This window comes from Heyndrickxia sp. NPDC080065, from assembly GCF_050281185.1.
Taxonomy (GTDB): domain Bacteria; phylum Bacillota; class Bacilli; order Bacillales; family Bacillaceae_C; genus Heyndrickxia.
Window position 1 is genome coordinate 80,148 of sequence record NZ_JBNNWS010000005.1, and the last position, 12,487, is coordinate 92,634.

Annotated in this window: 10 protein-coding genes; 2 read left to right on the forward strand and 8 right to left on the reverse strand. The window is 34.4% G+C overall.

Features of this window, described 5'->3' with window-relative positions:
• Nucleotides 1-105: 105 nt before the first annotated feature.
• Both recU and ACQKP0_RS07000 read left to right on the forward strand, forming a co-directional pair.
• On the forward strand, nt 106-711 hold the full coding sequence (gene recU / locus ACQKP0_RS06995) for a Holliday junction resolvase RecU (protein ID WP_427405106.1): 606 nt from the start codon (nt 106-108) through the stop codon (nt 709-711).
• 63 nt (nt 712-774) lie between these two features.
• Nucleotides 775-3,438 (forward strand): transglycosylase domain-containing protein, encoded by a 2,664-nt coding sequence (locus tag ACQKP0_RS07000; RefSeq protein WP_427405107.1) that lies wholly within the window; start codon nt 775-777, stop codon nt 3,436-3,438.
• 32 nt (nt 3,439-3,470) lie between these two features.
• Here ACQKP0_RS07000 and nth read toward each other — a convergent pair whose 3' ends face one another.
• The 8 genes from nth to panD all read right to left on the reverse strand — a co-directional run bounded on the left by nth (nt 3,471) and on the right by panD (nt 12,469).
• Nucleotides 3,471-4,130 (reverse strand): endonuclease III, encoded by a 660-nt coding sequence (gene nth, locus ACQKP0_RS07005; RefSeq protein WP_427405108.1) that lies wholly within the window; start codon nt 4,128-4,130, stop codon nt 3,471-3,473.
• A gap of 38 nt (nt 4,131-4,168) precedes the next feature.
• Nucleotides 4,169-4,864, reverse strand: coding sequence for a DnaD domain-containing protein (locus ACQKP0_RS07010; protein ID WP_427405109.1), 696 nt, complete (start codon nt 4,862-4,864; stop codon nt 4,169-4,171).
• 382 nt (nt 4,865-5,246) lie between these two features.
• Complete coding sequence (asnS, locus tag ACQKP0_RS07015) at nt 5,247-6,539, reverse strand: asparagine--tRNA ligase (RefSeq protein ID WP_427405110.1); 1,293 nt, start codon at nt 6,537-6,539, stop codon at nt 5,247-5,249.
• A 348-nt stretch (nt 6,540-6,887) separates the two neighbouring features.
• A complete protein-coding gene (locus ACQKP0_RS07020; RefSeq protein WP_427405111.1) occupies nt 6,888-8,081 on the reverse strand; it encodes a pyridoxal phosphate-dependent aminotransferase in 1,194 nt (397 codons plus the stop codon).
• A 17-nt stretch (nt 8,082-8,098) separates the two neighbouring features.
• A complete protein-coding gene (locus tag ACQKP0_RS07025; RefSeq protein ID WP_427405112.1) occupies nt 8,099-8,581 on the reverse strand; it encodes a DUF5590 domain-containing protein in 483 nt (160 codons plus the stop codon).
• 12 nt (nt 8,582-8,593) lie between these two features.
• Nucleotides 8,594-8,764 carry a YpmA family protein gene (locus ACQKP0_RS07030; protein WP_427405113.1) on the reverse strand — a complete coding sequence of 57 codons (171 nt, stop codon included), beginning with the start codon at nt 8,762-8,764 and terminating at the stop codon, nt 8,594-8,596.
• A gap of 212 nt (nt 8,765-8,976) precedes the next feature.
• Entirely contained in the window at nt 8,977-11,787 is a 2,811-nt protein-coding gene (gene dinG / locus ACQKP0_RS07035) for an ATP-dependent DNA helicase DinG (protein WP_427405114.1), read from the reverse strand.
• Between the two features lie 298 nt (nt 11,788-12,085).
• The gene (gene panD, locus ACQKP0_RS07040; RefSeq protein ID WP_427405115.1) at nt 12,086-12,469 is read right to left on the reverse strand and encodes an aspartate 1-decarboxylase; all 384 of its coding nucleotides are present in this window, start codon (nt 12,467-12,469) and stop codon (nt 12,086-12,088) included.
• Between the last annotated feature and the right edge of the window lie 18 nt (nt 12,470-12,487).

Below are 12,487 nucleotides of genomic sequence, written 5' to 3' on the forward strand. Positions count from 1 at the left end.
CCATTCCTTAATTTAACCTTATCATAGCGGGAAATCATACTTTTTATTCACACAATCAATGAATATTTCTGCTATGATATAATTTAGCTTGTGAGGTGAAGGTGAATGGAAATTAGATACCCTAACGGGAAAAAATATATCCTTGACAAAACGCCCAAAAAGAAATTAACATCTACGAAAAGTATTTCGTATAGTAATAGAGGGATGACCCTAGAGGAAGATTTAAATGTAACGAATCAATTCTATTTACAGAATGGAATTGCCGTTATTCATAAAAAGCCAACACCTGTTCAAATTGTCCATGTTGACTATCAATCTCGTAGTACAGCGGTCATTAAAGAAGCATATTTTAAACAGCCTTCAACTACGGATTATAATGGAGTATATAAAGGAAAATATATCGATTTTGAGGCGAAAGAAACGAATAATACGACATCCTTTCCTTTACAAAATTTTCACGCTCACCAAATAGATCATATGAAAAAAGTTGTAAATCAAAATGGAATATCCTTTGTCATTCTTCGTTTTGCCAAAACGGAAGAAGTATTTTTATTAAAGAGCACAGATTTATTTGTTTTTTGGAACCGAATGTTATCAGGCGGAAGAAAATCAATTAAAAAAGAGGAAATCGAGGCAATAGGATATCAATTACACTTAGGCCTTCACCCTCGAATTGACTATATCCAAACGATTCAGAAAATATTTGTATAATGAATCGTTGACTTAAACTTCTAAATCTATTCTTCTGATTTAGGAAAGAGAGGAAATTTATTTATGGCAGAAAAATATCAAACTCGTGAGGAACGAAGAAAACAGCAAGAAACTGTTAAAAATAAAAAAAAGCCAAAAAGAAAAAAGGCTTCAATTTTTAAACGAATTATTTTAACCATATTCATCATTGGAGTAATAGGTCTTTTAACAGGTGTTGGAACATTTGCTTACTATGCAAGCAAAGCACCCCATTTAAACAAAACACAACTTCGAGACCCAATTGCGTCTGAGGTTTTAGGGATGGATGGTAAAGTAGTAGGCAAAATCGGAACTGCAACACGTAACTATATTGCATACAAAGATATTCCAGACACAGTAAAAGATGCAATTATTGCAACAGAAGACTCTCGTTTCTTTAGTCACCATGGAATTGATCCGATTCGAATTGGCGGAGCAGTGATCGCTAATTTTAAACGAGGCTATGGTGCTGAAGGCGGAAGTACAATTACACAGCAAGTAATAAAAATGTCCTTTTTATCAAATAACAAAAATTTAGAACGAAAAGCTCAAGAAGCATGGCTATCTATACAATTAGAAAGGCAATATACGAAAGAAGAAATCTTTGAAATGTACGTGAATAAAATATACATGTCTGGTGGAATTCACGGAATTCAAACTGCTGCAAAGTATTATTATGGGAAAACATTAGATAAATTAACTCTCCCACAAGTCGCACTCATTGCTGGATTACAGCAAAGTCCAAATAATTATAATCCTTTTAAACATCCTGATTTAGCTGAGAAGCGTAAAAATGTCGTACTGGGCTTAATGTATCAGCATAAAAAAATTACAAAGCAGCAAATGGAAGATGCAAGAAAAGTTCCAGTTACAAAAGGGCTATTAAAGGAAAAGAATAGAGACAATATGCCTCAATATAAATATGATGCATTTATGGACCTCGTGATTAAAGAAGTTGAAGATATGGGCTATAATCCATTTTCGGATGGTTTAAAGATCTACACTACATTAGATAAAGATGCCCAAGAATATACAGAAAAAATCTTAAATACTAATGATATCGTTCAATATCCTGATGATATATTCCAAGCAGGAATTACTTTATTGGATACGAAAACAGGTGAAATTCGAGCGGTTGGTGGTGCTAGAAACCCTAAAGTTAGTCGTGGATTAAATCGTGCAGTTGATATTAAACGCTCACCTGGTTCAACGATTAAACCAATTCTCGATTATGGACCGGCAATCAATGAGTTACAATGGTCTACTTCTCATCAAATTGTTGATGAGCCATATCATTATATTGATAATGGTCCAGAATTGAATAACTGGGATAATCGTCATTGGGGACAAATGTCGATAAGAAAAGCTTTGTACACTTCTCGAAATGTCCCTGCAGCAAAAGCTTGGGCTGATGTTGGTGCTGGTAAAGCTTATGAATTTGGAAATAACTTAGGATTAGACTTAAATAAAAAGAAATTCTACCCTTCTTCTGCTATTGGCGGCGGTCTTGAAATGTCACCAATGAAGATGGCTGGTGCATATGCAGCATTTGGAAACAAAGGAATTTATAACAAGCCTCATGCTGTTCGAAAAATTGTTTTAACAGATGGAGAAACTGTCGTAAAAACAAATCCTGAACCGAAAATTGCTATGCATGATTATACAGCATATATGATCACTGATATGTTAAAAGATGTTTTAACTAAACCGCAAGCGACTGGAACTTTGGCCAATATACCTGGTCTTCCGGTTGCAGGTAAAACAGGAACAACAAACTTTAGTAATACTGATGTGGAGAAATATAATATTCCAGGAGGGGTGAGTCCAGATTCCTGGTTTGCAGGCTATACTACTAATTATACGGCTGCAGTTTGGACTGGATATGATAGTTCATTTGATGAAAATGGAAATTTCAAATATTATCTTACTGCAAGTGAGCAAAAAATCTCACAGCTTATCTTTAAAAATTTAATGGCTCACGTTTCCGAAGGGAAAAATACACCAGACTTCGAAATGCCTAACAGTGTAGTAAAGGTACCTATTGAAGTTGGTACAAATCCTCCTCAAAAACCAAGCCCATATACACCAAGCAGCAATATTGTATATGAGTTATTTGTCAGAGGGAATGAGGAACCGACGGAAGTTTCAAATAAATATAATCAATTAGAAGCTCCAACTAATCTTTCAGGTTCTTACAATCAAGAATCTAATAAGATTGAAGTAAACTGGGATCATCCGAAATTAAAAGAAGGTGTATCATTTGAAGTCTCAGCTTCCTTTAACAATGAAGCCAAACAATCATTAGGAAGCACAAAAGATACTTCCATTTCGATTGCTAATCCAAAATTGGATGGAACATATCGGATTGAAGTTACTGCAATCCTTGGAGATCAAAGAAGTAAACCAGCAAGCATAACCATTAAATTAAATAATCCTAAATCCGACGAAAATAATGGAAAAGATCCAAACGATAAAGGTAAAGATCATGGCAATGACCAAGGTAACGGCAATGATAACGGCAATGATAACGGTAATGGCAATGGCAATGGTAATGGCAATGGCAATGGCAATGGCAATGGCAATGGTAATGGTAATGGCAATGGTAATGGTAATGGCAATGGCAACGGTAATGGTGAGGGTCAAGGGAATGGAGATGGTGGCGATAGTCCACCAGATCCTGGCACCCCTGTTGACGGTAATGGAGAATGAAAAATAAGAAAATTAAAAGAGGCATTGAATCGCTAAGATTCAATGCCTCTTTTTTTCATCCTTTTTTTACCTTCACGACAAAGATCAAGTAAGGGACACACAGTACATTTCGGATTTTGTGCTTTACAGTGATAACGACCAAAGAAGATCATCCGATGATGAGTGATTGACCACTCGTCTTTTGGAACCTTTCTCATTAATGTTCTTTCTACTTCTAAAACATTGTCCTTCCATTTACATATTGCTAGTCGTTTGCTTACTCTCTCCACATGTGTATCCACAGCAATAGCTGGAATACCAAAAGCAACCGAAACTACTACATTGGCTGTTTTTCGACCTACTCCAGGAAGCTTAGTTAATTCATCCCGGTCTTTAGGTAAAACTCCGTTATAATCATCAATCAGCATTCGACATAATTTTTGAATATTTTTTGCCTTGTTCCGATACAATCCAATCGAGCGAATATCATTTTGTAATTCATCTAATGAGACAGATAAATAATCCTCAGGAGTTTTATATTTTTCAAAAAGCGTCTTCGTAACCTTATTTACAAGTGCATCTGTACACTGTGCCGATAGTGAAACCGCAATGACTAGTTCAAACGGATTTGAATGATTTAATTCACAATGTGCCTCTGGAAATAATTTTCCCATTTCATCAAGGCAAAATCGAATTTGCTGCAAATTTAACATTACTATATTTCCACCTCATACAGTTCTTTTCATTCATTCTATTGTTCTAACCAATTATAAAAAGGTACCATATTCGAGCTTTTTTGAACCGTCTGTGTTTTTTTTCGTGTTTGACGAAACTTTTTCCCGAAATCACGTGCCTCTTCAATTGTATTAATTCCATTTTTCTTCCATTCGAACAATATTCGATCAATATATCGAAAATTTAGTTTTCCTGAAATAACTGCTTCACGTAGAGCAGCTATAATGACAGTAGGATTATGATGGTCTTGATCGAGCCACATAGCTAATGTTTCACATTCAAGAGGAGATAAAGGCCTGCCAAACTCTTGCTCAAAAGTAGTATATAAGTTGGTTTCCTCATGTAAGTTCTTTTCTAGCTCCTGCTGTTTCTTATCATAAATAAAATCATCTACAAGTTTACTCCATAAAGGATTTAATGAGTATTTTTCAAAACGAATATTTTCTTCAGAATATCCTTCTTCTATACTTATATATTGATTTTGAACAAGTTTTCTCAATATAGAGGCACATAAACTATCAGGAATTGTCATTCGTTCTGAAAGTTCTTTTGGAGTAGGGAAATCGTTGCCTTTTTTTAAAAAGGAATAAACTTGAAGGAGAAGGACTAATTCGGTTTCATTTAAACCAATATGTTTATACTTTGCCATTAATAATTGGGGAATCTGAATAGTCCCCTCTTCTAACCACTTCATTATTAATTCTTTATCCATATGGGACACCTCTATTTAAGTATAAATGATGGATGATAAAAAAGGAACGAGGAAAATCTGTCATTTGTTTTCTCAGATTCTCTAATTTCCTTTTTCTTTTAAAAAAAGGCTCTTTTCGTATAAATTGTTGTTTTAGACTATAAACTTAGTCCGTTGATTTCCGCTCCAGACACTTGCTTTCCGCGGGGAGGGATGGGAGCCTCCTCGGCGTTACCGCCTGTGGGGTCTCCCACTTCCCTCTTTTTCCCGCAGGAGTCAAGTGTCCTTCGCTACAATCAACTCAGATTGTTAATAAAATATCACTAAAAAGCAACAAACTTTACGAAAACAGCCTAAAAAAAAGAAAAAGCCAGGCATAAATGCTTGGCTTTCTTTTTTTGAATTAAGGATAAAGTCGATTAAGTAAGCGTGGAAATGGTATCGTTTCACGTACATGTTCAACACCAGATAGCCATGCAACTGTTCGTTCTAGACCTAGTCCGAAGCCAGAATGTGGAACTGACCCATATTTACGTAATTCTAAATACCATTGATATGCTTCTAAAGGAAGTCCATGTTCCTGAATTCTCTTTTTCATTAATTCATAATCATGAATACGCTCAGAACCGCCAATGATCTCACCATAACCTTCAGGAGCAATTAAATCTGCACATAAAACGACCTCTGGACGCTCTGGATGCGGCTGCATATAAAATGGTTTCAATGAAGTTGGATAGTTAGTAATAAAAACCGGCTTATCAAAAGTTTCAGCAATAGCTGTCTCATGTGGTGCACCGAAATCATCACCCCATTCAACATCGTCAAACCCTTTTTCATGCAAAAGCTTGATCGCTTCATCATAGGAAATACGAGGGAATGGAGCTTTAATTTGTTCTAGTTTTGATGTATCTCTGCCTAATCGTTCTAATTCTAATTTACAATTTTTTAGGACAGATTGAACAATATGAGATACATATTCTTCTTGCACTTTTAGGCTATCTTCATGTTCGTAAAATGCCATTTCCGGTTCAATCATCCAAAATTCAATTAAATGACGTCTTGTCTTAGATTTTTCTGCTCGGAATGTAGGTCCGAAAGAAAATACTTTTCCAAGTGCCATTGCTGACGCTTCCAAATAAAGCTGTCCACTTTGTGAAAGATAGGCCTCTTCATCAAAATATTTTGTATGGAATAATTCAGTCGTTCCCTCTGGTGCACTACCAGTTAAAATTGGTGGATCGACTTTAGTAAATCCATTTTGATTGAAAAATTCATATGTAGCACGAATTATTTCATTACGAATTTTCATTACTGCATGCTGACGGCGAGAACGAAGCCATAAGTGGCGGTTATCCATTAAAAATTCAGTGCCATGTTCTTTCGGTGTAATTGGAAAATCAACCGATTCATGAATCACTTTAATATCTTTTACAAGCAACTCATATCCGAATGGTGAACGGCTATCCTCTTGAATTGTTCCAGTAACATAAATGGATGTTTCTTGTGTTAAAGATTTCGCTTTTTGAAATACTTCTTCAGGTACGTCCGTTTTTACAACAACGCCTTGGATAAATCCAGTACCATCCCGAAGCTGTAAAAATGCAATTTTGCCGCTTGATCTCTTGTTGGCTACCCATGCTCCGATAGTTACATCTTGTCCAACAAATTTTTTAACTTCTTCAATTGTTGTTTTCAATTCTTTTCCCTCCAAAAACAGTCAAACACATATAACAATATGTATAACCCTTATTATACTAAACCCAAATATAAAAGGAAATTATTAAGAAAAGCGCAAACGCCGCACCTCTAGCGTACGGATTTTGTAGTCATCGACTGAGATAAAGGAAACACGGCGAGGTAGTTTACGAGCCGATGTTAACTTATCGTAGGGAGAAGACGAAGAAATCCGCTAACCGATAGGCGCTGGAGCTAGACACAGCAGACACTTTTCATGTCTAATATCCTTAGTAAATTTTATACTTTCTTACCTTTTAAAAAATAATCCCCCTCCTCCTCATGTGAAGGGGGAATTATATCCGTAAGATTATTTATTTAATTTATTATTAATATACTGATTAATCCTTTTAATCGCTTCTTCAAGAAGATCTAATGAAGTTGCATAGGATAAGCGTATATAATCCGGTGCACCAAATCCTGCCCCAGGGATAACTGCTACATTTGCTTCTTCAAGTAACGCAGTTGCAAATTCATCAACTGAAGAAAATCCAGTCATTTGTGCAGCTTCTTTGACATTAGGAAATAGATAAAATGCTCCTTGAGGCTTTAGACAGCTTACTCCTGGAATTTGAATCAATTTATTATATATAACATTTAATCTGCTTTCAAATGCTGCACGCATTGTTTCGACGGGTTCTTGGCTTCCGTTATATGCAGCAATTGCCCCATATTGTGAAGGGGTTGTTGGATTAGAGGTAGAGTGACTTGCTAAGTCTGTCATTGCTTTGATGATCTCTACATTACCCGCTGCATACCCGATACGCCATCCAGTCATAGAATGTGATTTGGAAACTCCGTTAATAATGATCGTATTCTTCTTTAATTCCGGTGAGATTTCCGCAATAGATACATGTTCATGATGATCATAGATTAATTTTTCATATATTTCATCTGAAATGATCAACACATCATGTTCTAAACAGATTTCCCCAAGCTTTCTTAATTCATCTCTTGAATAAAGCATTCCAGTCGGATTACTAGGTGAATTAATAATTAATGCTTTAGTTTTACTTGTAATCGCTGATTTAAGTTGTTCAGGAGTAATTTTAAAATTGTTTTCTTCTTTACCGTCTACATATACTGGTAGACCACCAGCTAGTTTTACTTGTTCAGGGTAACTTACCCAATAGGGAATCGGAATGATTACTTCATCGCCTTCGTTAAGAATGACTTGAAAAAGTGTATATAAAGCATGCTTTGCTCCACTTGTAACAATAATTTCAGATGGGCCAAAATCAATATTTTGATCTTGTTTAAATTTATTGATAATAGCTTTTTTTAACTCAGGTAACCCGCCAGTTGCAGTATATTTTGTTAACCCTTCATTCATCGATTTTGTAGCAGCATCAATAATATGCTGTGGTGTATTAAAATCAGGCTCACCTGCACCTAAACCAATGACATCTATTCCTGCAGTCTTCATCGCCTTGGCTTTGGCTGTAATAGCCAATGTTGATGATGGTGTAAGGGTACTTACTCGATTTGCAAGTTGGATTGACATGTTTCTCCTCACCTTTTCTATATATTAGTTATCATATACGGTGGTTTATTATTATTTTTTAAAAAATATATATAAGCGTAGTTCAAGTTGGAGGATTTATCAAGATATGAAATTTCCCAAACAGGCTCCTTATTTAGCATCCCTAATCGGGTTCCTAATATTTTTGTTGGATCTACTTTTGATTTTAATCTATTCACTGCTTCTGTTTTGGAAATTCCATCAGACATTTTTTCAACTGTTACATTATTACTATTTTTTTCAGGAATCCATACAGCAATCTCTTCACCATTTGTTTGTTTTCCAACTGTAATATAATAAGTTTCATCCCCATTATATAAATAAAACTGATCCACCGAATCGAGATTCGCCTTTTCCTTCGCTTTTTTTTCAGCATAATTTTTAGCGCTATTTAATGGCTTAGTTGATTGAAAATAAACATTAACAGAGAAACCGATTGCTATCAAAATCACTACACATACTAATATTATCCACTTTTTCATCATTAACCTCTATTATGTACGATATATAGTAAATATTGCCTTAGTCTTATCTTCCGAATCAAGCGCTAAACCAAACATTAGATCTTCTGACTTTAATGTTCTGTTTAATGAATCAACAATTTTATACATATCAGTCTGATATTCGACTTTTATGGTTGATAGCACTTCAATTTTACTTTCCATAATAATCCCCCTACAAAAAACAAATATTGTTATAAATATCGTAACCGATTAAAGCCACAATATAAATACTGAAACACTCATCTTTCATTATAACAACAAATGATGATTAAATATCATGATCATATGTTATTTCAAAAAAATTTTTTCTAGTTCACACATATTATACGCTGCATAAGCAGCGTATCTTTTTTGTTCACATCTCACTCATTTAATTACAGCCATTCATCAACAATTTCAATTATTTTATTTAAAGGTGCATGATCAATCGGAATTGGTGGAATAGAACGAATAAAGGTACTTCCGTATTTTGTTGTTTCAATTCTACGATCAAAGACGATAATAATTCCTTTATCGGTATTCTTTCTTATCAAGCGTCCAAATCCTTGTTTAAAACGAATGACTGCCTCAGGCAATGAATATGCTGAGAAGGAATTTTTACCTTCTGCTTTTAATGCTTCACTTTTCGCCCATGAATATGGTTCATCTGGTGGGGAGAATGGAAGACGGATGATTGCTAAACAAGACAGATCTTCTCCAGGGATATCTATCCCTTCCCAAAAACTATTTGTTCCAAACAAAATCGCTTTATCAAATCGTTGGAAGTTTTTTGTAAGTCTTGTTCTACTTCCTGTTGATATTCCTTGGGCTATTAAAATAAATTCATCTAATAACCCACTCTCCTTCATAAGGTCATAAGTTTTTCTTAACAATTCAAAAGAGGTAAATAAAACAAGCATTCTCCCCTTTGTTGCTTGCGCAATTGCAATTAAGTGACCTGCTATTGCTTCCGCATATTCAGATAAAGATACTTGACCAATTTCTGGTACATCATTCGGGATAATTAGCCTAGTCAACTCATTGTAACGAAAAGGAGATGAAATTTGCTTTTTAATACGATTTTCAAATACGTAAAGCCCTAGCTCATTTTCTATGTAAGAAAAGGAATTGTTTACAGTAAGTGTAGCTGATGTTAAAACTACACTATTCCTTTTCGAAAAAAAGTCATTAATTAATTGATCTCGTATAGATATTGGCTGTGCTTGAATCGATACACTATTTGGAATCGCTCTAGAATCACCTTCCAGCCAATAAACATAGCCATCAGATTGATTTAGCATGAGCAAATGCATGGATTGATCTAATATTATTAACTCGTTAAGCAAGCTGTACACTTCTTCAATTAATGCTTTCTCTATTTCAGTTAATTTTTCACTTATTTTATTTAAATTGTCTAATCTTTCAGTTATTCCCGCTATAATTTCCTTTATATTTTGAGCTATCCTTTCAGCACAATATATTACTGGTTTCCAGTTACTTTCATTCATCCATTGATTTGATAAATGAATTTGTATTTTCTGGTAGTTTTTATTACTTTTCTTTTGATGGTCTACAAGCTTTTCTGCTAGACCCAAAAATAAGTCATCCACATTTCTTTCCAATTCGACAATTGAAAAATCCAGTTCAAAAGCAGGTATATGTACTTGGAGTTTTTTTGTCTCTACTAGCTTTTCTAATTGGAAAAATAATTGCTTATTATTTAAAGACCCTATTTTACTACATAGAAATTTACTGGGAATATAATTAAGCTTTTCACCAAAAAAATTTCGTGCGGCTTTCTCAAAATGATGTGCTTCGTCAATGATAACATAATCATATGATTGGAAAAGCTGTTGGTCTTGAACAAGATCATTTAATAGCATGGCATGATTCGTAATGACTAAATCAGCATTTTCTGCCTCTCTTCTAGCGTATAAATAAAAGTCTTTAGAGACCCATGGATCACGTTCTTTAGATAAATGCCAACCGTCATGTTTAATCCTATTCCAAAATAATTTTCCTCCGCTTGATAGATTAATCTCGTCAATATCACCTGTTTCAGTGTCAGTTAACCATACTAATATTTGCATTTTGGTCATTACTGAATCATATTGTGCATCTGCTTCACATAATGTTTGCTCAAATTTAAATAAATTTAAATAATGTTGTCTCCCTTTTAATAAAACGGTTTTAAACGGGATCTGAAACATTTTTGATAAATTTTTTACTTCTTTTTGCAGAAGTTGTTCCTGTAATTGAACTGTATATGTACTAATTAATATAGGTTTATTTTCAGATTTACTAAAATAGATACTTGGAAGCAAATAGCCTAATGATTTTCCAACACCTGTACCTGCTTCAATGATCGCATGTTTTTGTAAACGAAATGCCTCATAAACAGTATCCATCATTTCATATTGGCCATATCTACTTTCAAATTGCTGTATATTTGCAGATATTATTTTTTCTTTCTCATCATTGCTTAATGGATACTCTATCTTCTCACGATAATCATGGCTTATTTGCTTCTTTCTCTTCTTCTTTAAGGCAATTCCCCGAAATACCTCTAGATGGTTAGGAAGGTTTTCTACATGATTTTTTTTCTCATGAAGTACTGATTCAAACACTATCTCTATATCGCTTTTCAATTCAATGGATAGTACAGATAATTTTTCCAGTGTAACAAGAGGTAATTGCCTGGTTCGATTAATAAAATGCAAAAGTAATTCAGCTGTAACAAACGCATCGCTATCCGCTTGGTGCGGCCGCTCGTGATTGATCGAAAAACTCTCAGTAAGTTCAAAAAGCTTAAAGCTTTCAGATGAAGGAAATAATACCCTCGCAAGTTCCACAGTATCAATTGACTGACCTGTAAAATTAGAATAGCCCACCCTATTTAATTCTGATTGTATAAAATTAAGATCAAAAAGAACATTGTGTGCAACAAAAATACTATGATCTAGCATTTCCAACAATCGAGGTGCAATTTTTTCAAATAAAGGTGCGTCTTTTACCATTTCATCGTTAATCCCTGTCAATTCTTCTATAAATGCAGGAATAGGAACACATGGATTAACAAAGGTAGTATATTGATCAACAATCTGCTCATTTTCTACTACAACGGCAGCTAATTGTATGATCCGATCACCTTTTTTAGGTGAATTTCCAGTTGTCTCAATATCTACTACTACAAAGCGTTGTTTCATAAAATCACCTATTTCTTACTACAAAAATCTAAATCATTTTTACTAAGTTTATCATACTAGAAACGACAATACACATCTATTGTAAATTAAGCCTTTTTTCGTAAAGATTGTTGCTTTATCGTAAAAAGATATCCTTCAAATATAGCTTGGTTTCGGGGAATCTTTTCTAAAAATATTTTTGATCCAACATAATATGGTAGTTATCACCAAGTTTTCTTATCAAAAGCAACAAAGTTTTAGAAAAGAGCCTAAATTAAAAACAACCGTACCAATTACATTTTGATACGGTTATAAATATTTATAATATTGTGGATTCTGGTTCGTACGAAATCATTTCCGTAATATGGTTATTAGCGTCTAGTAAGGCAATTTTTGGTTGATGACTTTCAACCTTATCCTCTTGGATGAGTGCATAGGAAATAATAATAACAATATCTCCCACATGAACAAGTCTTGCTGCAGCACCATTTAGACAAATAACTCCACTTCCACGTTGTCCTGGGATAATATATGTTTCAAAACGAGCACCATTATTGTTATTGACAATTTGTACTTTTTCATTGGCTGTCATTCCAACTGCATCTAAAATATCCTCATCAATTGTAATACTGCCGACATAATTCAAATTTGCCTCCGTAACGGTTGCCCGATGGATTTTTCCGTTCATCATCGTGCGAAACATAGGTAAATCCTCCTCGTA